The organism is Pseudomonas sp. UBA3149 (genome assembly GCF_002364655.1).
In the GTDB taxonomy this organism is placed as follows: domain Bacteria; phylum Pseudomonadota; class Gammaproteobacteria; order Pseudomonadales; family Pseudomonadaceae; genus Chryseomonas; species Chryseomonas luteola.
Window position 1 is genome coordinate 1 of the sequence record NZ_DEYV01000026.1, and the last position, 20,543, is coordinate 20,543.

Annotated in this window: 25 protein-coding genes and 1 riboswitch; of the genes, 11 read left to right on the forward strand and 14 right to left on the reverse strand. The window is 56.7% G+C overall.

The window, feature by feature from the left end; translation table 11 throughout:
- Positions 1 to 69 precede the first annotated feature (69 nt).
- The 5 genes from B3729_RS14550 to B3729_RS14570 all read right to left on the reverse strand — a co-directional run bounded on the left by B3729_RS14550 (position 70) and on the right by B3729_RS14570 (position 5,310).
- Positions 70 to 363 (reverse strand): hypothetical protein, encoded by a 294-nt coding sequence (locus B3729_RS14550; protein ID WP_010796854.1) that lies wholly within the window; start codon positions 361 to 363, stop codon positions 70 to 72.
- A gap of 188 nt (positions 364 to 551) precedes the next feature.
- Positions 552 to 1,223, reverse strand: coding sequence for a LutC/YkgG family protein (locus B3729_RS14555; protein WP_010796855.1), 672 nt, complete (start codon positions 1,221 to 1,223; stop codon positions 552 to 554).
- The gene (locus B3729_RS14560) at positions 1,220 to 2,674 is read right to left on the reverse strand and encodes a LutB/LldF family L-lactate oxidation iron-sulfur protein (protein ID WP_010796856.1); all 1,455 of its coding nucleotides are present in this window, start codon (positions 2,672 to 2,674) and stop codon (positions 1,220 to 1,222) included. The genes B3729_RS14555 and B3729_RS14560 overlap by 4 nt, the downstream gene beginning before the upstream one ends.
- Positions 2,671 to 3,495: a (Fe-S)-binding protein gene (locus B3729_RS14565; protein WP_010796857.1), complete on the reverse strand. Its 825-nt coding sequence runs from the start codon at positions 3,493 to 3,495 to the stop codon at positions 2,671 to 2,673. Before B3729_RS14565 ends, B3729_RS14560 begins: the two co-directional genes overlap by 4 nt.
- Before the next feature lie 114 nt (positions 3,496 to 3,609).
- Positions 3,610 to 5,310, reverse strand: coding sequence for a lactate permease LctP family transporter (locus B3729_RS14570; RefSeq protein ID WP_286788237.1), 1,701 nt, complete (start codon positions 5,308 to 5,310; stop codon positions 3,610 to 3,612).
- A gap of 227 nt (positions 5,311 to 5,537) precedes the next feature.
- Between B3729_RS14570 and B3729_RS14575 the strand changes: the two genes are divergently transcribed.
- Positions 5,538 to 6,323 (forward strand): FCD domain-containing protein, encoded by a 786-nt coding sequence (locus B3729_RS14575; protein ID WP_286788238.1) that lies wholly within the window; start codon positions 5,538 to 5,540, stop codon positions 6,321 to 6,323.
- Between the two features lie 23 nt (positions 6,324 to 6,346).
- Here B3729_RS14575 and smpB read toward each other — a convergent pair whose 3' ends face one another.
- Positions 6,347 to 6,823: an SsrA-binding protein SmpB gene (smpB, locus tag B3729_RS14580; protein WP_010796860.1), complete on the reverse strand. Its 477-nt coding sequence runs from the start codon at positions 6,821 to 6,823 to the stop codon at positions 6,347 to 6,349.
- 102 nt (positions 6,824 to 6,925) lie between these two features.
- Here smpB and B3729_RS14585 point away from each other — a divergent pair, with 102 nt between their 5' ends.
- The 3 genes from B3729_RS14585 to B3729_RS14595 are packed head-to-tail and all read left to right on the forward strand — an operon-like array spanning position 6,926 to position 9,078.
- Positions 6,926 to 8,329: a sodium-dependent transporter gene (locus B3729_RS14585; protein WP_074823433.1), complete on the forward strand. Its 1,404-nt coding sequence runs from the start codon at positions 6,926 to 6,928 to the stop codon at positions 8,327 to 8,329.
- Between the two features lie 7 nt (positions 8,330 to 8,336).
- The gene (locus B3729_RS14590) at positions 8,337 to 8,771 is read left to right on the forward strand and encodes a type II toxin-antitoxin system RatA family toxin (protein ID WP_010796862.1); all 435 of its coding nucleotides are present in this window, start codon (positions 8,337 to 8,339) and stop codon (positions 8,769 to 8,771) included.
- The gene (locus tag B3729_RS14595) at positions 8,764 to 9,078 is read left to right on the forward strand and encodes an RnfH family protein (protein ID WP_286788239.1); all 315 of its coding nucleotides are present in this window, start codon (positions 8,764 to 8,766) and stop codon (positions 9,076 to 9,078) included. The genes B3729_RS14590 and B3729_RS14595 overlap by 8 nt, the downstream gene beginning before the upstream one ends.
- Before the next feature lie 45 nt (positions 9,079 to 9,123).
- On the opposite strand, the gene B3729_RS14600 is transcribed toward B3729_RS14595, so the two are convergent.
- The 5 genes from B3729_RS14600 to B3729_RS14620 form a co-directional block, all read right to left on the reverse strand.
- A complete protein-coding gene (locus tag B3729_RS14600) occupies positions 9,124 to 9,807 on the reverse strand; it encodes an OmpW/AlkL family protein (RefSeq protein ID WP_286788240.1) in 684 nt (227 codons plus the stop codon).
- A gap of 91 nt (positions 9,808 to 9,898) precedes the next feature.
- On the reverse strand, positions 9,899 to 10,387 hold the full coding sequence (locus B3729_RS14605; RefSeq protein ID WP_286788241.1) for a DUF3299 domain-containing protein: 489 nt from the start codon (positions 10,385 to 10,387) through the stop codon (positions 9,899 to 9,901).
- 20 nt (positions 10,388 to 10,407) lie between these two features.
- Positions 10,408 to 11,670 (reverse strand): ABC transporter permease, encoded by a 1,263-nt coding sequence (locus B3729_RS14610; protein WP_122043624.1) that lies wholly within the window; start codon positions 11,668 to 11,670, stop codon positions 10,408 to 10,410.
- 1 nt (position 11,671) lies between these two features.
- Positions 11,672 to 12,379 (reverse strand): ABC transporter ATP-binding protein, encoded by a 708-nt coding sequence (locus B3729_RS14615; protein WP_286788242.1) that lies wholly within the window; start codon positions 12,377 to 12,379, stop codon positions 11,672 to 11,674.
- A 64-nt stretch (positions 12,380 to 12,443) separates the two neighbouring features.
- Entirely contained in the window at positions 12,444 to 13,037 is a 594-nt protein-coding gene (locus tag B3729_RS14620) for a DUF2796 domain-containing protein (RefSeq protein WP_286788243.1), read from the reverse strand.
- A 121-nt stretch (positions 13,038 to 13,158) separates the two neighbouring features.
- On the opposite strand from B3729_RS14620, the gene B3729_RS14625 reads away from it, so the two are divergent.
- Entirely contained in the window at positions 13,159 to 13,536 is a 378-nt protein-coding gene (locus B3729_RS14625; RefSeq protein ID WP_019366835.1) for a hypothetical protein, read from the forward strand.
- Here the strand turns inward: B3729_RS14625 and trxA are convergent.
- The 3 genes from trxA to B3729_RS14640 all read right to left on the reverse strand — a co-directional run bounded on the left by trxA (position 13,530) and on the right by B3729_RS14640 (position 15,567).
- Positions 13,530 to 14,402 carry a thioredoxin gene (trxA, locus tag B3729_RS14630; RefSeq protein WP_219650913.1) on the reverse strand — a complete coding sequence of 291 codons (873 nt, stop codon included), beginning with the start codon at positions 14,400 to 14,402 and terminating at the stop codon, positions 13,530 to 13,532. The genes B3729_RS14625 and trxA overlap by 7 nt on opposite strands.
- Positions 14,403 to 14,464: 62 nt before the next feature.
- Positions 14,465 to 15,124: a class I SAM-dependent methyltransferase gene (locus tag B3729_RS14635; protein WP_150348131.1), complete on the reverse strand. Its 660-nt coding sequence runs from the start codon at positions 15,122 to 15,124 to the stop codon at positions 14,465 to 14,467.
- A complete protein-coding gene (locus B3729_RS14640) occupies positions 15,121 to 15,567 on the reverse strand; it encodes a YbaY family lipoprotein (RefSeq protein ID WP_150348130.1) in 447 nt (148 codons plus the stop codon). Before B3729_RS14640 ends, B3729_RS14635 begins: the two co-directional genes overlap by 4 nt.
- A gap of 176 nt (positions 15,568 to 15,743) precedes the next feature.
- Between B3729_RS14640 and nrdR the strand changes: the two genes are divergently transcribed.
- The 6 genes from nrdR (at position 15,744) to nusB (ending at position 20,541) form a co-directional block, all read left to right on the forward strand.
- Positions 15,744 to 16,208 carry a transcriptional regulator NrdR gene (gene nrdR, locus B3729_RS14645; protein ID WP_010796873.1) on the forward strand — a complete coding sequence of 155 codons (465 nt, stop codon included), beginning with the start codon at positions 15,744 to 15,746 and terminating at the stop codon, positions 16,206 to 16,208.
- A 64-nt stretch (positions 16,209 to 16,272) separates the two neighbouring features.
- Positions 16,273 to 16,416: riboswitch (FMN riboswitch) on the forward strand.
- Positions 16,417 to 16,588: 172 nt separating this feature from the next.
- Positions 16,589 to 17,710, forward strand: a complete 1,122-nt coding sequence (gene ribD / locus B3729_RS14650) for a bifunctional diaminohydroxyphosphoribosylaminopyrimidine deaminase/5-amino-6-(5-phosphoribosylamino)uracil reductase RibD (RefSeq protein WP_286788422.1) — start codon at positions 16,589 to 16,591, stop codon at positions 17,708 to 17,710.
- Positions 17,711 to 17,712: 2 nt separating this feature from the next.
- Positions 17,713 to 18,378, forward strand: coding sequence for a riboflavin synthase (locus B3729_RS14655; RefSeq protein ID WP_010796875.1), 666 nt, complete (start codon positions 17,713 to 17,715; stop codon positions 18,376 to 18,378).
- A gap of 18 nt (positions 18,379 to 18,396) precedes the next feature.
- Complete coding sequence (ribBA, locus tag B3729_RS14660; RefSeq protein WP_122043615.1) at positions 18,397 to 19,482, forward strand: bifunctional 3,4-dihydroxy-2-butanone-4-phosphate synthase/GTP cyclohydrolase II; 1,086 nt, start codon at positions 18,397 to 18,399, stop codon at positions 19,480 to 19,482.
- Between the two features lie 115 nt (positions 19,483 to 19,597).
- Positions 19,598 to 20,074 (forward strand): 6,7-dimethyl-8-ribityllumazine synthase, encoded by a 477-nt coding sequence (ribE, locus tag B3729_RS14665; RefSeq protein ID WP_010796877.1) that lies wholly within the window; start codon positions 19,598 to 19,600, stop codon positions 20,072 to 20,074.
- Positions 20,071 to 20,541, forward strand: coding sequence for a transcription antitermination factor NusB (nusB, locus tag B3729_RS14670; RefSeq protein ID WP_010796878.1), 471 nt, complete (start codon positions 20,071 to 20,073; stop codon positions 20,539 to 20,541). The genes ribE and nusB overlap by 4 nt, the downstream gene beginning before the upstream one ends.
- Positions 20,542 to 20,543: the final 2 nt, after the last annotated feature.

Genomic DNA, 20,543 nt, shown 5'->3' on the forward strand with positions numbered 1-20,543 from the left:
GGGGTTTTGCTTTTGCAGCAGAAAATAAAAGAGATAGGCTGCTTTTCCTACGCGGCCTACAAGAGCTGCTTATTTGCTGCCACCTGTCTCTCCGCCTGGTTTGCGGATCAGGGATAATGCCTGGTTGGCCGAGGCGATGCACTTCTTGGTATCACCTGCTTGTTGATGCTTTACCGCCTCTTCATGAAGCTCTTTGATACGTTGCACCTGGACATTGGAGTCTGTTGCGGTAGCGGTTGCCATTGATGGTGTGGTTTTCATGGCGTCATCAATTTTTTGCAGCTGAATAGCGCAAAGATCTTCAGCAAAAACAGGTGAAGCCATTAGGGCAGCTACGGCAGCTACTAAAGCGGTGCGTTTCATAGACATCTCCTTGAACATGAATGACGTAAGCGAATTTCCAGGCTAAGTCAGAAGGACCTTGCTGGCTCCATTAAAGGACTAACCAGCCTCATACGAGTGGACTGCTATCGGCCGCTTACGTTTCATTTATCTTTTAAAGAAATACTTCAAATACCCTTACAGAAGCGCGCTCCAAACCGCTATGTAAGTTAAGCATCTTCAATTATTAGGACGACCAAATCCTTGGGACCATGTGCGCCGTACGCTAGTACTTGTTCTATGTCAGCGGTTTTGGATGGCCCGGAGATGAGCAATGCATTGGTAGGCATACTTTCCGGCCACTGGTATTTGTCGTGAAACGTATAAAGGTTGTCTTCGATCTTGCTGGCCTGTAGGAGAGCAATGTGAACGGGTGGAACCAGACTCATTAGTCGAGGTTCTTCACGGGTTGGCCAGAGCACTAGGCTACCTGTTGCTGCTATGGCTCCGAGCGTCCCCGTTAAGCTGGCTGGGGTCTCGTTGAAGAGTTCCGCTTTCCATTCCTCAATTGGGCGGTCATAGGCCTTGAGAAAAGGAAGTCCCGCTTTATCTTTCCAATAGGCCGTAAGCTGGTCGCCATGGGGTGTCTGAGGGGCTATAAGCAGGCTAGGAATTTGTTTGTCGTGAAGAAGTTGTTCGACCAGTGCGGGCCAACGTTCTTTTGTGGTGAGGTGTATCTCTGTATGAACCGCCTCCATAAGTGCTCGTAGTCGACTGATGCGCTCCTCAGGCGCATAGCTCCAGGGTTGGGTTACTAGTGATACGTCATAGTCATCTTTCACAGGCGTTGTGCCAGCCAAGCTTTTCCGAAGTTTGCCTAAAATATTGCTGCGGGCATTCATGCTTTGTCCTCCCCTAGGTGCTCACGAGCCAACTCGTGAAGTGATCTTGAGGCGGGTTTGGGCGCAGCATGGTTCTCGCTCCATGGCCCAACATTTCCGGGAGTAAGATTTCGAAAGCGTGTTGCGAGGTAGGCAAAAGATTTATAGAGCGTTGGGGATGTGTAGAGTGTCTTCCAGCCTTTCCAGGTCAGTCTTTCACGCGGAGAGAACTTGCTGCCTTGGCCGCGCATGAGATAAGGGGTAGCTTCCGGTGGCTTAACGTTTTCTTCCCTTAAGCGGCGTAACAGCGCGGGAATGGGGATTTTTACGGGGCAGACTTCTCCGCAGGCACCACACAGCGATGAAGCACTGGGGTGATCCGGCGTGTTTTCCAGCCCCAGTAAGTGTGGCGATATGATCTTCCCAATAGGGCCAGGGTATACCGTGCCGTAGGCGTGACCACCAATACGGGTATAGACCGGGCAGTGATTCATGCAGGCCCCACAGCGAATGCAGTTAAGTGTCTGTCGCAACTCTCCATCAGCAAAGGCCTGACTGCGGCCATTGTCTAGAAGAACAAGGTGCACTTCTCGTGGCCCATCCAGCTCATCGGATTTGCGTGGGCTTGAGATCATATTCACGTAGGTAGTTATCGGCTGGCCTAATGCTGAGCGTGTCAAAAGCGATAGCAACGGCACGACGTCACGCAGGTTTTCCACAACTTTTTCTATTCCAGTGACAGCGATATGTACGTTAGGAACGCTTGTGGACATGCGGCCGTTCCCTTCGTTTTCAACAAGCAGCAGAGTGCCTGTTTCAGCTACTGCGAAGTTAACGCCTGATATGCCGATATCTGCTTCGAAAAATTTTTGTCGTAATACGCGCCGGCCCGTTTGAATTAGTTCATCGACATCTGTGGTGTATTCGGTGCCAAGGGTGTTGCTGAATAGTGAGGCCACCTGGGCAGCATTCATGTGAATCGCAGGCATGATGATATGCGAAGGTTTCTGCCCGGCCAGCTGGATGATGTACTCACCCATGTCTGACTCAAGGCACTCTATACCTTGCTTTTCCAGCACATGGTTCATGTTCATCTCTTCGCTGACCATGGACTTTCCCTTGATCAGGCGTGTGGCCTTGTGTGCCTCGGCGATTGACTGAACGATAGCGTTGGCTTCGTCTGTCGTTTCTGCCCAATGAACCTGAATACCGTTGCGTGCCAGGTTGGCTTCCAGCTTTTCAAGGAGGTCAGGCAGCTTGGAAAGCGCCCTTGCACGAATGCGATTGCCCATCTCTCGTAGCCGCTCACGCTCATCAGGATCACTCATGATGGCCAGGCGTTTGGTCATCAGTGAATCCATGGCAACACGGAAATTACGGCGCAGCTGCTCATCGTTCAGCGCTTGGCGCGCTCGCGTCTTGAAGGGTGGTGTGGGAATCTCCAGCGCGGGAATTCGGGTCATCTGGTTCATACGCTATCTCCGGTTCGCTGCCAGATGAAACTGGCAAGATGCTGCCCACGCAATGTAGCGTTCTGCTTTTCCAGGGCACCATTGATGTTCATCAGGCAGCCACAGTCAGCGGTCACGATTTGAGCAGCACCCGATTCCTGAAGAGCACGTGTCTTGTCTGCCACCATGGCACCAGAGATATCTGGCATACGGACCGAGAAAGTACCGCCAAAGCCGCAGCATTCGCTTTCATGGTCATGATCCACCCGTTGGACCGCCTCTAGCTGAGCGAGTAAGGCTCTGCCATGGAGGTGTGTATTCATCTCGCGGCGTGCGCTGCAGGAGGTATGAAGTGCAACCTTGGTAGGCGCCCCGCGATCCTTGAGGTCAACTTTACAAACGTTGAGCAGGAATTCGGCCAATTCATAGGTTCGGTCGGCCAGTGCTTCGATTTGACGAAGCGTAGCAGGCTCATGTTTGAACAGTTCCGAATAGTGATGACGAATCATGCCTGCGCATGATCCCGAAACAACAACCAGCGGCCAGTCCTGACGGAACAGGCCCAGCTGTGCTCGTGCGACTTCGCGTGCTTCCTCGGTATAACCGGAAGTATAGGCAGGCTGCCCGCAGCAACTTTGACTTTGGGGAAAATGGACCGTAATACCTTCACGCTCCAGCAGACGGATACTGTCCATGCCTGCTTCTGGATAAAACAAATCGACAACACAGGTACCAAATAAATAAACGTGTTGCGGCTTCTGCGCGGGGTATTCCCGCTGCTTTGGAATGGGTGGCGCGATGCGGGTGGCATTGGGCGCTGCGTTATAAAAAAGCTCACTCATTCAGGCGTCTCCGGGTTTGCCCGGTTATCCATCCTGTGGGATGGGGTTATGGCAGTGCCGGGACGAGCCCGGCACCGGTGTCTTGGCGGCAACTTCTTAATTCGCCTTTATCTGTTAGTGAAGGATCATGCCGGTGAGTACATAGGCTTGGACCAGCGTGATAAGGCCTACAACAGTGGCGAAGATCAGGCTGTGTTTCAGGGTGAAACGGAACAGGTCAGATTCTTTCCCAACCATGCCGGTAGCAGCACAGGCAACGGCAATCGACTGTGGTGAAATCATTTTGCCTGTTACGCCGCCGCTGCTGTTAGCCGCAACCAGCAGGGTGTCCGATACTCCAATTTGATGGGCAGTGGTGGCCTGTAGAGAGCCGAAGAGAGCGTTTGAAGAGGTATCCGATCCTGTTAGAAAAACCCCGAGCCAACCGAGAAATGGTGAAAAGAATGGGAAGAGCGCTCCTGTTCCCGCCAGTACTAAAGCGAGTGTTGTCGACATGCCGGAATAGTTGGTTACGAACGCAAAGGCCAGCACCATGCCAATCGAAAGGATTGGCCATCGCAACTCCACCAGCGTTTCCTTGAATGTGAACAGTGCTACGCCAGGCTTGATCTTGAGGATTGCCATGGAGATAAAAGCCGAAATCAGGATCGCTGTACCTGTGGCAGAAATAGGATCGAATTTGAAGACCGCAGCTATTGGAGTAGGGTCTGTCGCAATCGGTGCAGTCTTGAGAACAAGCCTGTCCAGGAACGGCACCGAAATATTAATGACCAGACTGTAGAGTGAGCCACCTGCGACAAACATTGCTTTGAAGGGTTTGAGTGTCCAGACGGTAACCAGCGCGGTCAGGATCAGGAAGGGCGACCAGGCTTTGATGATCTGTCCCAGTGTATAGGGCGAAGGTGTGCGGTTGCCTGGTGCTCGGCCAAAGCCGGGGCCGCCGCCCAGGGTTGCTGCCCCGCCTGCACTGACCCCGACCACCTCTTGGGCGACGGCGTGACGGCTTTGACGCAGCTTCAAGTAGGCGGTCAGCGAAGCCATGCTGAACAGGGCCGAGGTGATGTCGGGTAGCTCAGGGCCGATGTAGTTCGAGGTAAAGTACTGGGAAACGGCAAAGCTGCTACCACATACGAGGGCTGCCTGCCAGGTTTCGCGCAGACCACGCATGCCATCCATCATGGCCATGAGCCAGAAGGGGACCAGCAGAGACAGCAGTGGAAGCTGGCGACCGGTCATGGCGCCCAGTTTGAAAGCATCAATGCCGGTTACCTGGCCCGCTACGATTGTTGGAATACCTAGAGCTCCGAATGCAACCGGGGCGGTATTGGCAATCAGGCATAGACCTGCCGCCTTGAGCGGATTATGTCCCAGACCCACCAACAGGGCTGCGGTAATGGCGACGGGTGCGCCAAAGCCTGCGGCGCCTTCAAGAAAGGCTCCAAAGCAGAACCCGATAAGCAGCACCTGCAGACGTTGGTCATCCGTAATGGAAAGGACTGAGCTGCGGATGACATCGAACTGACCGCTTTTGACGGTCAGTTTGTAGAGAAAAACCGCTGCGACGATGATCCAGGCGATTGGCCATAGGCCATAAAGGAATCCATACCCGGCCGCTGCCAGCGCTTTTTCTACCGGCATCCGGTAGACCAGAATGGCAATACCAAGGGATAGCGCCAGGGTAATGGTTCCGGCGAGATGACCCTTCATGCGAAAGACAGCCAATGCAAGAAAGAAAAACACGATAGGGACAAGTGCCGCCGTGGCGGACAAGCCCAGACTGCCAAGCGGTGTATACAGCTGTTGCCAGGTTTCCATGTAGAGCTCCCTTGATTGTTGTTGTGTAGGGGGCGGTGCTCCGATAAGCGTATCGGTTTCTTAATGTCTAAATTGGTCATACCAATTTACAATGGCTGACGGTTGAGGTTAAAAGTTGCCTGGCAAGTCTGTCAAACCTTGCTTTTTAAGACTTTAGTCTGGATGCGCGAAGGCCGTTTGGCTCAAAATCAACGCCGCCGCTCTGGCAGGCATATCAGAGGATGGAGATGGGGTTCGATCAGGTACGCCAACGTCGTTTGTCGGATGACATCGTTGAACATATTGAAGCGCTGCTTGTTGAGGGTTCACTGAAGGCCGGTGAGCGGTTGCCGGCCGAGCGGGTGCTGGCGGAGCGCTTTGGTGTGTCACGGCCCTCGCTACGCGAGGCGATTCAGAAGCTGGTTGCTCGGGGAGTATTGATCAGTCGCCAGGGCGGCGGTACTTACGTTGCTACCTCGTTCGGCTCCACGTTTAGCGATCCCTTGCTTCAGTTACTCGAAAGTCGTGAAGAAACACGGCAGGACCTGCTCGAGTTTCGCCACATGCTTGAGGGCTCTTGCGCTTATTACGCCGCCTTGCGTGCGACCGAACTCGATCATCAGCGTTTGACGCAGGCCTTCAAGGCTTTGCAGGACTGCTATGCGCAACCTGAAACGATCTCCCGCTCGGAAGAGGGGTCAGCAGACGCCAGCTTTCACCTGGCTATCGCCGAAGCCAGCCACAACGCTATCCTGCTGCATACCATTCGCGGTCTGTTCGATTTGCTCAAGCGCAATGTAGTGACCAATATCGGCGGTATGTACGCACAGCGTAGCGAGACACGGGATATGTTGATGCAGCAGCACCGGGAGCTGTATCAGGCCATCATCGAGCGGCGTGCTGACGATGCACGGGAAATTGCCAGCCGACACATTCATTATGTGCAGGAAGTGCTGGAAGAAGCACAGGAAGAAGCGCAGCGTATTGCACGCTCACAGCGCCGACAGAAGACGGAAGACTTTTCGAAGGTATAAAAAGGCGCTTGGAGCGCCTTTTATTATTTCTGATCCTTGTGCATAGCACGTTGGATCTCTCGATTCGAGTCGCGCTCTTTCTCTGTCGCACGCTTGTCGAATTCTTTTTTACCTTTCGCCAGGGCAATTTCGCATTTGATCAGGTGCTTTTTCCAGTAAATGGACAACGCAACGCAGGCGAAGCCTTTCTGTTGCACTGCACCAAACAGCTTGCCTAGCTCTCGTTTGTGTAGAAGCAGCTTGCGAGTGCGCTGAGGATCGGCAATGACGTGGGTGCTGGCTGTCTGCAGGGGGGTGATGTGGCTACCAAGCAGCCAGGCCTCGCCATCCTTGAGCAGAACATAGCTGTCTGTCAGTTGTGCCTTGCCTGCGCGCAGGCTTTTGACTTCCCAGCCGGACAGGGCAATGCCTGCCTCGAAGCGGGTTTCGATGAAGTAGTCGTGCAGCGCTTTCTTGTTCTGCACGATGGTTCCGGAAGAGATTTTCTTTTGTTTGGCCATAGACGCGCATTATAGGGGAGTCAGTGGGGCAACCGCCATGTGCTTGAGAGGGAGCGGTGAAAGTCGGACAATAGCCAACTTTTTTGAGTACCGATAACTTCAATGGCAAATGATCAGGTTTCCGTGCATGGCGGGTGGGCTAGCCGCTGGGTGTTTATATTAGCCGCGACCGGCTCCGCTGTAGGCCTGGGGAGCATCTGGAAGTTCCCTTATATGACAGGGATTTATGGTGGCGGTGCATTTGTCATTATGTTCCTTGTCTGCATCGCCTTGATTGGCTTGCCTGTCATGTTGGCGGAAACGCTGATTGGACGGCGTGCCCGGCAAAGTCCGGCCAATGCCATGCGTGATCTGGCAGTAGCCGCTGCCCGATCACCAAGATGGTCCTGGGCAGCGCTGGCCGGCATGGTTAATGCCTTGCTCATCCTATCGTTCTACAGCGTCGTTGGCGGTTGGTCGCTTGACTATATTCTTGGTGTCGGCCGTGGCGATTTTCAAGGTGTCGATGGACCTAAAGCCGGTGCACTGTTTGGTGCGTTGACCTCCGATCCCTGGCGAATGACCTTGTGGCACACCCTGTTCATGGTGTTGTCCGCCTGGGTTATTGCCAAGGGGGTGGTGAATGGCCTGGAAAAAGCCTTGCGTATCCTGATGCCGCTGTTGTTTGTGCTGTTGCTGCTTCTGCTGGGCTATAGCATGACAACGGGACATTTCATGGAAGGGCTGCACTTCATGTTCCATTTTGATACCTCGCGGCTCATGGAGGGCCTGCTTCCTGCGATGGGGCATGCGTTCTTTTCGCTGAGCGTAGGCGTAGGTTCGTTGATGATCTACGGTGCGTACATGCCGAAGTCCTCTTCTTTGGGCAAGACCGTCGTAGCGGTTGCCTTGCTGGATACATTCGTCTCGCTCCTGGCGGGGGTGGCGCTTTTTCCAATCGTCTTTGCGGCAGGCCTGAATCCTGGTGAAGGACCGGGATTGATGTTCGTGACGCTGCCGTTGGCGTTCGGCAGTGTGACCATGGGGCAGATCGTGGGGCTGGTGTTCTTTGTGCTGGTGGCGATTGCCGCCTGGACCTCGGCAATCTCTCTGCTTGAGCCGATGGTGGCCTACCTGATCGAGCGCACCCGACTGAGCCGCGTCTGGGTGACTGTCATTCTGGCTTTCATCTGCTGGCTGGTCGGGCTAGGCACAGTGTTATCGTTCAACCTGTGGGAGCAGGCCAAGTTCTTCGTAAGCGAGGCGGGGCACTTCCACTTGTATCAATGGGGCGCTGAAGGCGGGTTGAATTTCTTTGGCGTCATCGACTTTCTGACGTCGCGAATCATGTTGCCGCTCGGCGGTCTGTTCTTTGTAGTGTTCGCAGCGTGGGTAATGGGGCGTGAGCAGGTGAGGGATGAGTTGTCGGTGCGCAGCCCGGCCTTATTCGCTCTGGCGCTTTTCCTGATGCGCTACGTTGCCCCTCTAGGCATTCTCATTGTGTTTGCCGCACAGTTTTGGAATTGAGGTACCAATGACTACGCATATACAACGCTCGGCTTTATTGCCTTACCCCGCCTCGGCGCTCTATGCGCTGGTAAATGACGTGGAGCGTTACCCGGAATTTCTGCCCTGGTGTTCGTCTGCCCAGATACTGGAGCAGGGCGAAAACGAAATGCGTGCAGGATTGACGGTCGCCAAAGGTGGGCTTAGCCAGCAGTTCACGACACGCAATACGCTGACGCCGGATCAATGCATCGTCATGGATCTGGAAAAGGGGCCTTTTAGTCAGCTGCATGGCGTCTGGCAGTTCAAGGCACTGGGTGAGAAAGCCTGCAAGATCTCGCTGGACCTGTCGTTCGAGTATCAGGGCGCTTTGATTCGGGCCACCTTGGGCCCGCTATTCAATCAGGCTGCAAACACCATGGTTGATGCGTTCTGCCAACGGGCCAAGCAGCTGTATGGCTGAGCGGATAAATGTCGAGGTCGCGCTGGCCTTGCCAGACGAGCAGGCCCTGATCACGCTAGAAGTTCCGGTAGGTACCACCGTACGTGAAGCCTTGGAGCTGTCCGGAATGGCTGAGCGCTTTCCAAAGGTGCCGATCGATACCTTGGCTGTCGGGCTCTTTGGAAAGGTCATTTCTGATGCAGATACGCGCGTACTGGAGGCAGGTGATCGGGTTGAGCTTTATCGACCGTTGATTGCAGATCCCAAGGAAGCCCGCAAGCGGCGCGCCGAGTTGGCAAAGGCCAGGAAGGAAGGCGGGGCGAATTAACCGGCAAAAAGGCCTTCATATGAAGGCCTTTTTGCCGGTTACTGATTAGAACTTATAGCCCAGACCTACCATGTAGACCCAGGGATCGATATCGACATCAACCTTTACGCGACCCAGCGCCGAGTCGGCGGTCGCCTTGGTGTCGATATCGGCGTACCAGACGGCGGCGTTGAACAGCAGATAATCCGTTAGCTGATAATCCACGCCTGCCTGAAACGCATAACCCCAGGAATCGTCCAGGCTCAGATTGCTGAAGCCGCCACCGGCTGCGGATTTGCGGCTGCTGGTCAGATCCTCGTCAAAGAAGAGGGTGTAGTTGATACCGGCGCCTACGTACGGCTGAATACGGGACTGAGGGTTCAGCGGATAGTATTGAAGCGAAAGGGTAGGTGGCAGCTGCTTGACATCTGCCAGCTTGCCATCGAGCATGCCCAGGCCTTTTACACCGATCCGATGATTGAACGGCGTTGCGGCCAGCAGCTCGATGCCGACGTGGTCTGTGATCATGTAGGCCGCTGCCAGGCCAAGCTGAGTATCGGAGTCAACGGTGGCCTTGGTCCCTGCAACCTTGCCGCCCGCTGCTGCGGCCGAGATATTGCCGCTGTCTTCATGTGGATCCACGGTCGCTGCGCCAGCACGGATGATGATGTCACCGGCCTGGTGGGCAAGGGCGAGCGGAGAAACAGCGGTGAGGGCCAGCAGGGCGGCGGTTAGGGGCAGCTTGCGCATGATGCACTCCAAAGCATGTTGTTTAGTTGGCTAACGACATGTTAAGGATGAGAGATGCATCATATGTTGACTTGGCTCAACGAAACGCTGATTACAGCGAATAATGAGTTACCTGAGAGGCTTGCATCTGATAACCGACTTCAGCCATGTCCGTACTGGCTGAATCAACATGCAACGTACCTTCTACCCAGTACGGAAGATGTAGCTGGGCCAGTTCAACGCCCTTGGCGCCTTTGACATAGACGATCTGGTTGGACGGAGGCGGAGGTACATGAATGCAGGCACCGTAATAGGGTACTAGCAGGAACTCGGTGACTTCCCCTTCCTCAGTCACCATGATTGGCACGATGTAGCCTGGGAGCTTGACCTCCTGACCTTCCAGCGCTTTTACCACGGGAGCATTGGGTGATTGCTGCAAGGCGGCAGGCCCACTTTCATCCAGTGAGCCCTGATGCAAGGGTGCAGGTGGCGGAGGCGGCGGTGCGCCCTCCGGGATCAGCTCCCCCCAGGAAAGCGCGCGAGGCGCTGCCCAGACGGAGGAGGTGAACAGCAGGGCAAGCACCAACAGCACGCGATACATGGACGCTCCGGTCTTTGAGGCTATAAGCGAACGGACAGGCCGTCGGCCAGGGATTGACGGTAAGCGCGCCAGGCAGGAACACAGCCCATCAACAGCGCAGCGATCAGGATACCGCCCAGTAACGTCCACTCGTAACGTGAAGGCCATTCCAGAGGCAGATACAGGCCATAATAAGCCTGTACGGGTGCCTGCGCGATAGCAATCGCCACATAGAGAAGGGCAAGCCCGGCCACGACACCTGCCAGTGCCAGCGCGAAGGCTTCGGCTACCAGCAGGCTGAAGATATGCCACGGGCGGGCGCCCACCGAACGCAGGATAGCCATCTCTCGCCGCCGCTCATTAAGGCTGGTCAGAATAGCCGTCAGCATGCCGATCAGGCCGGTTAGAACCACAAACAGGGAGACGATGAACAGTGCCTGCTCGGCGGTGCCCATCAGGCTCCAGAGTTCCTGGAGCGCAACACCTGGCAAGATGGCCATCAGCGGCTCTCCGCGGTATTCATTGATGGCGCGCTGGAGACCAAAAGTGGCGACTTTACTATTGAGGCCGAGCAGCACGGCGGTGATGGCCTTGGGTGTCAGGTCCATCTGGCGGGCCTGGTCTGCACTGATCTTGCCTGCGCCACGCGCCGGTGCACCGTTCTGCCAGTCCACATGAAGAGCTTCCATGCCTTCAAGGGAGATATGCAGTGTTCTATCCACGGGCGTGCCCGTCCGCGCGAGGATACCCACTACCGTGAACGGTTTGTCCCCATGCTCGACCAGGCTGATTGTGCTGACTCCATGGGCCAGAACAATATGGTCGCCCAGTTTGTAATGCAGGGCTTGAGCGACTTCGGCACCAAGCACTACATCGTAGATATCCTGAAATGGCTTGCCTTCGCTGAGCGTGAGTGCCTGGTTGCGCCCATAATGGTAATGCTCGAAATAGGCCTGGCTGGTACCCAGCACCCGATAGCCACGGTGGGAGTCGCCCAGTGAAAGCGGAATGGCCCATTTGACCTTGGGGTTTTCGGCCAGCTGGGTATAGCTGTCCCAGCGAATGTTGTTGGTGGCGTTGCCAATGCGAAATACCGAATACAGGAGCAGGTTGACCGCTCCGGAGCGTGCGCCAACCACTAGGTCAGTTCCGGAAATGGTACTGGCGAAGCTGGCCTTGGCCTCGGTGCGAACACGTTCGACTGCCAGCAAAAGGCAGGCTGATAGCGCGATGGCGAATACGGTCAGGAGGGCAGTAAAGCGACGATTGGAAAGGCTGGCGAGTGCCAGGCGAAACAAGTACATCTCACACCTCTGCCGGTCGCGCCGCGCGGTTGAGTTCAAGCAGGGACAGGCTGCGGTCAAAAAGCGGGGCCAACCCCTGGTCGTGACTGACAAAGAGCAGGCTTGAGCCGGCGGCGCGGCATTCGGCGAATAACAGGTTCAAAAAGGCCTCTCGAGTATCGGCATCAAGCGCTGAAGTGGGTTCGTCTGCAATAACCAGTTCGGGTTGACCGATCAGTGCGCGCGCTGCCGCTACACGTTGCTGTTGCCCAATCGAAAGAGCTCCTGCGCGACGCTCTCCCAGGGTACGCTCGCCCAGCCCCAGAGCGGAAAGCAGGGCACGCGCCGCTTCTGCCTGGCTGCCATGGCGCTCTTTGGCGCGCTGCGAGCGCAGGGCCGAAAAATGACAGGGGAGTTCGACATTCTCCTGAACAGATAGAAAGGGCAGCAGGTTGAACTGCTGAAAGATATAGCCGGTATGGTCGACGCGGAAGTGATCACGACGCGCAGAAGACAGGCTGGAGAGGTCTTCTCCTAATAACCTGACGTGTCCACGGTTTGGCTTGTTTACACCGCCGAGCAGGCCCAGCAGGGTAGTCTTGCCACTACCTGAGGGGCCTTTTAGAAAGACGGCTTCGCCGCGCTGCAACTGAAAATGAGGGATATCCAGTAGCTCGGGCTGATCGGGCCAGGCGAAGCCCAGGTCGTTGAGTTCGATTAATGCGCTCATGGTGGCCTTGGCATAAAAAGAACGGGCAGCAAAGTAGGGAGGCTACCCGTTTTAAGGGGAACGGTTATAGCGCGAGGCGAGTTTGGGCAGGCGTCAGCTCTTCACCTTTCTGGCCTTGAGCGGTAATGGCCTGAACATTGACCTTGTGTGTGGCTGGGAATTGCTTGAACAGGCCCGCCAGGTCCAGCGCAGTCAGCGCTTTTGGATTTTCACAGACGAGGGTGTAGTCCGCGTCGATGTCGCTATGAGCGTGCTCGTGCTCGCCCTTGGCATGGCTATCATGATCGTCATGGTCATGGTCATGGTCATGGTGCTCTTCAGAACCAAATAGGGGGCTGTCCAGATCAGTCCTGCTTACTTTGCAGCCTGCGGCGGCTGGGATGCCAAACAAGGTAATCGGGTTGGCCAGCTGCTGCTTGGCCATTTCGACGGCTTTCTTGTCCTGATCGGACTGGGCCTTATGCTCAAAGCCCACCAGGTTCATGGCAGGGCTGTGTAGTTCCAGTTCCAGCGAGTTGCCATCCAGCGCGACGTTGAGTTGTGCGACGCCATGCTCATGGGCGCCCAGGCTTCCATGTGAGTGATCATGTTCATCGTGGGCAAAGGCAGCAGTAAGAGGCAATACGGCAAACGGCAGGGCAAGCAGCAACGAACGCATGGTCAGCTCCATTGATGGATTTGACTGTATGTTATGTCGTAACAAAAGATGGCCGCAATAGCCATGCTCTCACCCACTGGCACGTGGCATCATAAGACATGGTTCAAAAAAGGCGATAACGATGATCCGTATCCAGGGGAAAATAGGCGCGTGGCCGGTGGATCTGACGGTCGAATTGGAAGCAGAAGACTGGACTCGTCTTGCCGAGGGGCTTAACCATGCTCAGCCTGTGCCGTCCAATACGCCTGTTCCGGTGCCAAAGACTCGTAGCGATCCCCTGTGGGAGTCGGTGCTTGCGTTGGTCGAGCAGGAGCGGCGTATCGAGGGGCCTCATCTGCTAAGTGCGCTGGAAAAGCTGGCAGGTAACGTGGGGTCAGCCAAGCAGCTGATTGTACGGCTGCGGCATAACCCGAATATCCGGATCGAGAAAACAGACGAGGCACAGGTGTTTGTGTGGGCGGGCGCCGGCCAGGAGCCAGCGCCCGACGGGCATCAGTAAAGCGCCTGATAGAGACGACGGCGGTAGGTTGCGACCAGCGGGTGTTCGTTGCCGAGTAGATCGAACACCTGCACCATGGTCTTGCGAGGAAGGTCCTCACCATAGGTGCGGTTGCGCATGAATAGCTTGAGCAGGGCATCCAGAGCCGCTTCATATTGCTGGCGCGCCAATTGCTGGACGGCAAGCTGATAGGTGGCTTCGTCATCGGATGGATCCTGAGCCAGACGCGCCTTTAGATCGGCTGCATCAGGCAGGCTGGCAGCTTGGCGCAAGAAGGTCAGCTGTGCTTTCGCACCTGCCAGCGCCTGCTTGTGATCGTCACCAGTGACTGCACCCAGTATCGTTTCAGCCTCATCCAGTTCGCCGCGCTCGGCAAGGCAGCGCGCATAGAGAATCAGCGCGGGCGCATTGGTATTGTCTTCACCTAAGAGCTGCTTGAGTACGGCCTCCGCTTCGCCAGCACGACCTTCATCAAACAGCAACTGTGCGGCGTCCAGCGGGTTCTCGGCCTCGGGTGCAGGCGCCTGTACATGTGGCTCCAGCATGGCGCGAACGGCAGACTCAGGCTGCGCACCCGCAAAGCCGTCGACCGGTTGGCCGTCCTTGAACAGGACGACCGTCGGCAGGCTGCGAATGCCGAAACGCATTACCAGTTCCTGCTCGATATCACAGTTGACCTTGGCCAGATGCAGTGCACCGCCAAAGGACTCGGTGATGCTGGCCAGCATAGGCATCAGTACCTTGCAGGGCGCACACCACTCGGCCCAGAAATCGACCAGTACGGGCGTGTTGAACGACTGCTCCATGACCTTCTGTTCGAAGTTCTCAAGCGTCGCATCAAAAATGTAGGACGTGTCCTGGCTCATAGACAGACTCGGGTAACGAAAAGATGAACTATATGTGGAGACGCGCCTGCCGAAAACAACCTTCAGCAAGTACGTTGTGCGTGGTAGAGATTAACCCATCTGAATTCAGCCGGCTCGGCAAGGTCCGGCCAGGTGCAGGCCTCCCGGCTTGCTAGCGCTGTATACCGAGGGTGGTCAAAATTCTTGACTCGGGAATCCGCTATCAGCACGCTTTGTCCGCGACTCAGAAAATCGTCCAGCAAGGGCAGGTTCGCACGGTCGTACAGCACATCGGCCACAATGATCAAATCGAAACGGTCGGCCTCAGCAAAGAAGTCGTCGGAGTACTCCAGCGTCACCTGATTCAGGTCCGCATTCGCTCGGCTGGCGGCCAAGGCCAGCGGATCGCAGTCACAGGCTACTACTTCAGCGGCCCCCGCCTTGGCAGCAGCAATTGCGGCAACCCCTGACCCGCTGCCAAAATCGAGCACGCGCCTGCCTTGTACCCACTCCGGCTGCTCGGCCAGCCAACGGGCCAGTACCAGACCGCTGGCCCAGCAAAAACTCCAGTAGGGTGGGGACGCCAGCAGTCGTTGTGTTTCTTCGGGTGAAAAAGCACGCTCCATGTTGGCGGGATCGATCAACCAGAGCGCGATGTCGCATCCTGGCAGGGATTGAATACTCAGTTCAGCATCACCCAGCAGATCCCTTAGCGCTGCTCGCAGGGTGGCGGGTGGGGTCATGGAGTCTGATCCAGCACTAATTCGCCCAGAACCTGGGTATTAGGCTGATTGATCGTGACGGGAGACAGGTAGCAGACCAGCTGACCGGATTGACTGACGCGAGCGTGCAGTTCGACCTTGGCGTTCTGGGGAAATACCTCTGGATTAAAGGGCAGGCGGAACGCCAGGGCCTTGCCATTGCCAGTCAATGTCTCGCTGGCGAGCAGCCGCTGGGGACGGTCCTGACTGTCGATCACCAGCATGGCCACTTCAACTTGTGCACCTGGTGCGATGGCGCCGTCTGGTGTCCGTAACGTTCCAGAGACCTCCCGCAGATTTCCGGGGCGTGGCGCACCGGCCACCGGCTCGGGCTCTTTGGCAGGTTCTGCCGGTGCAACAGGCTTTTCAGAGCAGGCTGCAAGCAGGCTGATCAACAACACGGGCAACAGCGGGCGCAACGACATGGTAACGGCTCCAGGGCAGATTCGGCGGCGCATTCTTATACAACCCACGACCGGCGGGAAGAGGATTGTGTCACGGAGCCGCCAGACGTGTTCTGTCGATTCTTGAGGCCTTGCAAGGTTCCTTCTCAGGCAGGATGCGCTACCATGGCCCTCCGTTTATTTCGGCTGCTTCTGACATGCACTGTCCTTTTTGCGGTGCCCACGACACCAAGGTCATCGACTCACGCCTGGTTGCAGCAGGCGAGCAGGTGCGCCGCCGTCGTGAGTGCCTGAACTGCCAGGAACGTTTTACAACGTTCGAGACCGCTGAGCTGGTCATGCCGCGCCTGATCAAGCAGGACGGTACTCGCCAGCCTTTCGACGAGGAAAAACTCAGGGCCGGTATGCAGCGTGCGCTGGAAAAGCGCCCGGTCAGTATCGAGCGTCTGGAAGAGGCGATTGCCTATATCAAGCACAAGCTGCGCGCGACGGGCGAACGCGAGATCAAGTCCCGTGTCGTGGGTGAATTGGTGATGGAAGAGCTACGCAAGCTTGATGAGGTTGCCTTTATCCGCTTCGCGTCCGTTTATCGTCAGTTTCAGGATCTGTCCGAGTTTCGTGAGGAAATTGATCGGCTGGCCCGTGATCCGAGTAAAGCCTGACCGCTGCAGTGGGTCATTTGTCGCTAGCCCATTGCTGGCAGAGGCTCTACTTCGCTATAGTCGTTCCGGTCTTCAGGGCGGGGCGAGATTCCCCACCGGCGGTAAACCACGTGGTGGCAAGCCCGCGAGCGCTCCGATGCGTCGGAGGTCAGCAGATCTGGTGTGATTCCAGGGCCGACGGTCATAGTCCGGATGAAAGAAGATGCGTCTGTCTGCGCGTGCCGGAAAGCGTACGCGTGCAGCTTTTGCCTATTTGCCCTGAAACGTTCACTCATGTTTAGCGAGGACGTTTCATGTCTACTGTCGATTCCTCTGATCATGCTGGCGCCGCCGGCCGCGGAGGCAATCCCAACGCTTCGGAACTGGCCGATCAGTTCTACATGACCCGTGCGCTCGAGTTGGCGCGTCAGGGGCTGTACTCCACTCATCCCAATCCCCGCGTGGGCTGTGTCATCGTCAAGGATGGCCAGGTCATTGGTGAGGGCTGGCATGTGCGTGCTGGCGAACCCCATGCCGAAGTCCATGCGCTGCGTCAGACAGGCGCGCGTGCACAGGGCGCGTCCGCCTATGTCACGCTGGAACCCTGCAGTCACTTTGGCCGTACGCCGCCCTGTGCCGACGCCTTGGTCAGTGCTCGGGTCGGACGCGTGGTGGCTGCCATGCAAGATCCGAATCCACAGGTGGCCGGCCGTGGTCTCAAGCGGCTCGCAGAGGCAGGTATTCAGGTGGCCTGTGGCGTACTCGAAAATGAAGCCAGGGCGCTTAACCAGGGCTTTATCAAGCGTATGGTCACGGGCCTTCCGTTCGTACGCGTTAAGCTCGCCATGAGTCTGGATGGCCGAACAGCGATGGCCAGTGGTGAAAGCCAATGGATCACCGGCCCTGCAGCCCGCACCCAGGTACAACGCTTGCGTGCACAGTCCAGTGTAGTGTTGACCGGTGCCGATACGGTATTGATGGACAAGGCTCGGCTGACCGTGCGCGCTGAAGAGCTTGGCGAGACGGTGGAGCAGGCTGCGCTTGCCATGGGCCGCCAACCCCAGCGTGTACTAGTGGACAGCCGATATCGCGTCCCGCTGGACGCGGCGTTCTTTCAGGCAGGACATGCCTGGGTCGCGGCCCTTTCAACTGAGCGAGCAGTGCAGTACCAGTCCCAAGGGCATGAATTGCTGACGCTTCCCGAGGATCAGGGGCATATCGCCCTGCTGCCGTTATTACAGCTTCTGGCTGACCGTGGCATGAACGAGGTGCTGGTCGAGGCTGGCCCCCGGCTGGCCGGTGCGTTCGCGCGGCAGGGGTTGGTCGACGAATTCCATTTCTTCATGGCGCCCAAGCTGTTGGGCTCGACGGCGCGTCCGTTACTGGCGTGGCCGCTTGAAGTCATGAGCGAAGCGCCTGAGCTTGAAATCATCGAGATCACGCCCGTGGGCCGTGACTGGCATATCGTGGCTAAACCCGTTTCAGGTGCCCCGGCGCCCCTTATTTCTGACGTTTCGAGGTAGACATGTTCACTGGCATCATCGAAGCCATAGGCTCGATCGCCGCGCTGACGCCTAAAGGTGGCGACATGCGCGTGTATGTACAGACCGGCAAGCTGGATCTTGCCGATGTAAAGCTGGGTGACAGTATTGCCGTCAGTGGCGTATGCCTGACGGCCGTAGAGCTTCCCGGTGATGGTTTCTGGGCGGATGTCAGCCGCGAGACGCTGGCGCGTACAGCCTTTGTTGATCTGAAGATTGGCAGTCGGGTCAATCTTGAGAAGGCTCTGATGCCAACCAGCCGTCTGGGTGGTCATCTGGTTAGCGGGCATGTGGATGGCGTGGGTGAAGTGGTTTCACGCCAGGATAATGCCCGCGCCGTACAGTTCCGTATCCGCGCTCCTCGCGAGCTGGCGCGCTATATTGCCCTGAAGGGGTCGATCACCGTTGATGGCACCAGCCTGACCGTTAATGCGGTGGATGGCGCCGAGTTCGAACTGACCATCGTACCGCATACCCTGGCCGAGACCATTATGGCGGACTATCGCCCCGGCCGTAAGGTCAACCTGGAGGTAGATCTGCTGGCCCGCTACCTGGAGCGCCTGCTCATGGGTGACAAGGCTGCCGAACCGCAGAAGGGTAGCGGTATTACCGAACAATTCCTGGCCCAACACGGCTATCTCAACTCCTGAGCGTAAAGGAAGACTTCCGTGGCACTGAACAGTATCGAAGAAATTATCCAGGACATCCGTGAAGGCAAGATGGTCATCCTCATGGATGATGAGGATCGCGAGAACGAAGGCGATATCATCATGGCGTCTGAGTGCGTGCAGGCTGAGCACATCAACTTCATGGCCAAGCATGCTCGTGGTTTGATCTGCATGCCGATGAGCAAGGAGCGCTGCGAGGCGCTGAACCTGCCGTTGATGGCAGCCCGCAATGGCTCGGGTTTCGGCACCAAGTTCACCATCTCCATCGAGGCGGCCGAAGGGGTGACGACAGGTATTTCCGCTGCAGACCGCGCACGTACCGTACAGGTGGCCGCGGCTAAAAAAGCAACGGCCGCCGATATCGTCAGCCCAGGTCATATCTTCCCGCTCATGGCTCAGCCGGGCGGTGTGCTGGCCCGTGCCGGACATACCGAGGCGGCTTGCGATCTGGCGCGCATGGCAGGCTTTGAGCCGACCGGGGTGATCTGTGAGGTCATGAACGATGACGGCACCATGGCCCGTCGTCCGGAGCTCGAAGCCTTTGCCGAAGAGCATGGGCTGAAGATCGGTACGATTGCCGATTTGATCCACTATCGTCTGCTGCACGAGCATACCGTCAAGCGGATCGACGAACAGCCACTGGAAACCGAGCTGGGACGCTTTAATCTGGTCACCTACCGTGACGAGGTGGAAGGTGACGTTCATCTGGCGCTGACTATGGGTACCATCAAGAGTGATGAACCGACCCTGGTGCGCGTGCATAATATGGACCCGCTGCGCGATCTGCTGCTGGTGAATCAGGAAGGCCGTTGGAGTCTGCGCGATGCCATGACCAAGGTCGCGGAAGCTGGCACAGGCGTGGTGTTACTGCTGGGGCATTCCCTGGCAGGCGACGACTTGCTCACTCACCTGCGTGAGCCGGTCAGCAAGCCCAAGCCGCAGAGTACATACAGCACCGTAGGCGCTGGTTCGCAGATCCTGCGTGACCTGGGCATACGTAAGCTTCGTCTGCTCAGTGCACCGATGAAGTTCAATGCCATATCCGGCTTTGACCTTGAAGTTGTAGAATACCTGCCTCCCGTATAAACCGGCCTACGGATGGCCTGAACGGTGCGATGGTTGAGAACCGTCGCGCCGACGATCGGATTTATTTGCGGGGCGTACGAAAACGCCCCGGTTCTTTAACAGACGAGACCTGCTCATGACCGTGAAGACCATTGAAGGTACTTTCATTGCCCCAAAAGGCCGCTTTGCCCTAGTGGTTGGCCGCTTCAACAGCTTTGTGGTTGAAAGCCTGGTTGAAGGTGCCGTAGATGCCCTGGTACGCCATGGTATCCGCAAGGAAGACATCACCATTATCCGCGTTCCTGGCGCCTTTGAAATTCCGCTGGCTACCCTGAAGGCTGCCCAGCGTGACGAATACTCCGCCATCATCGCGCTGGGCGCTGTGATTCGTGGTAGCACTCCGCATTTTGACTACGTTGCTGGCGAGTGCACCAAGGGCCTGGCGCAGGTTTCCATGGAGTTCGGTGTGCCGGTCTCCTTTGGCGTGTTGACGGTCGATTCCATCGAGCAGGCCATCGAGCGTTCGGGCACCAAGGCGGGTAACAAAGGTGCCGAAGCGGCGCTGTCTGCTCTTGAAATGGTAAGCCTGCTGTCGCAGCTGGAGGCCAAGTGAGCGCTGTAGACGGCCAAAAGCCCAAAGCTCCGCGCGGCAAGATTGCTGCGCGTCGTGAAGCCCGCAGCCTTTCGGTTCAGGCGTTGTATCAGTGGCATATGGCGGGGCAGGCGATCAACGAGATCGAAGCCCAGTTCCGTGTGGACAACGATTTCGCCAATGTTGATGGCGCTTATTTCCATGAGATCCTGCATGGCATTCCTGGCCTGAAAACCGAGATCGATGATCTGATCACCCCTTGCCTGGACCGCCCGCTGGAAGACGTTGATCCGGTTGAACTCGCGATCCTGCGCATGTCCTGCTACGAACTGCGCAACCGTATCGATGTTCCCTATAAGGTCGTTATCAACGAGGGTATCGAGCTGGCGAAGGTATTTGGTGCAACCGACGGGCACAAGTTCGTCAACGGTGTACTGGATAAGTTGGCGCCCAAGCTGCGCGCTGCTGAATTACGCGCCAAGCGTTGACT

Coding starts and splice junctions, on each gene's coding strand:
- B3729_RS14575 (WP_286788238.1), top strand. CDS start 5,538: ATGGGGTTCGATCAGGTACGCCAACGTCGTTTGTCGGATGACATCGTT.
- B3729_RS14655 (WP_010796875.1), top strand. CDS start 17,713: ATGTTCACTGGCATCATCGAAGCCATAGGCTCGATCGCCGCGCTGACG.
- ribD (WP_286788422.1), top strand. CDS start 16,589: ATGACCCGTGCGCTCGAGTTGGCGCGTCAGGGGCTGTACTCCACTCAT.
- B3729_RS14565 (WP_010796857.1), bottom strand. CDS start 3,495: ATGAGTGAGCTTTTTTATAACGCAGCGCCCAATGCCACCCGCATCGCG.
- B3729_RS14625 (WP_019366835.1), top strand. CDS start 13,159: ATGATCCGTATCCAGGGGAAAATAGGCGCGTGGCCGGTGGATCTGACG.
- B3729_RS14605 (WP_286788241.1), bottom strand. CDS start 10,387: ATGTATCGCGTGCTGTTGGTGCTTGCCCTGCTGTTCACCTCCTCCGTC.
- B3729_RS14560 (WP_010796856.1), bottom strand. CDS start 2,674: ATGAACCAGATGACCCGAATTCCCGCGCTGGAGATTCCCACACCACCC.
- B3729_RS14610 (WP_122043624.1), bottom strand. CDS start 11,670: ATGTACTTGTTTCGCCTGGCACTCGCCAGCCTTTCCAATCGTCGCTTT.
- B3729_RS14600 (WP_286788240.1), bottom strand. CDS start 9,807: ATGCGCAAGCTGCCCCTAACCGCCGCCCTGCTGGCCCTCACCGCTGTT.
- ribE (WP_010796877.1), top strand. CDS start 19,598: ATGACCGTGAAGACCATTGAAGGTACTTTCATTGCCCCAAAAGGCCGC.
- B3729_RS14585 (WP_074823433.1), top strand. CDS start 6,926: ATGGCAAATGATCAGGTTTCCGTGCATGGCGGGTGGGCTAGCCGCTGG.
- trxA (WP_219650913.1), bottom strand. CDS start 14,402: ATGAGCCAGGACACGTCCTACATTTTTGATGCGACGCTTGAGAACTTC.
- B3729_RS14640 (WP_150348130.1), bottom strand. CDS start 15,567: ATGTCGTTGCGCCCGCTGTTGCCCGTGTTGTTGATCAGCCTGCTTGCA.
- smpB (WP_010796860.1), bottom strand. CDS start 6,823: ATGGCCAAACAAAAGAAAATCTCTTCCGGAACCATCGTGCAGAACAAG.
- B3729_RS14570 (WP_286788237.1), bottom strand. CDS start 5,310: ATGGAAACCTGGCAACAGCTGTATACACCGCTTGGCAGTCTGGGCTTG.
- B3729_RS14590 (WP_010796862.1), top strand. CDS start 8,337: ATGACTACGCATATACAACGCTCGGCTTTATTGCCTTACCCCGCCTCG.
- B3729_RS14615 (WP_286788242.1), bottom strand. CDS start 12,379: ATGAGCGCATTAATCGAACTCAACGACCTGGGCTTCGCCTGGCCCGAT.
- B3729_RS14555 (WP_010796855.1), bottom strand. CDS start 1,223: ATGAATGCCCGCAGCAATATTTTAGGCAAACTTCGGAAAAGCTTGGCT.
- B3729_RS14595 (WP_286788239.1), top strand. CDS start 8,764: ATGGCTGAGCGGATAAATGTCGAGGTCGCGCTGGCCTTGCCAGACGAG.
- B3729_RS14620 (WP_286788243.1), bottom strand. CDS start 13,037: ATGCGTTCGTTGCTGCTTGCCCTGCCGTTTGCCGTATTGCCTCTTACT.
- nrdR (WP_010796873.1), top strand. CDS start 15,744: ATGCACTGTCCTTTTTGCGGTGCCCACGACACCAAGGTCATCGACTCA.
- B3729_RS14550 (WP_010796854.1), bottom strand. CDS start 363: ATGAAACGCACCGCTTTAGTAGCTGCCGTAGCTGCCCTAATGGCTTCA.
- B3729_RS14635 (WP_150348131.1), bottom strand. CDS start 15,124: ATGACCCCACCCGCCACCCTGCGAGCAGCGCTAAGGGATCTGCTGGGT.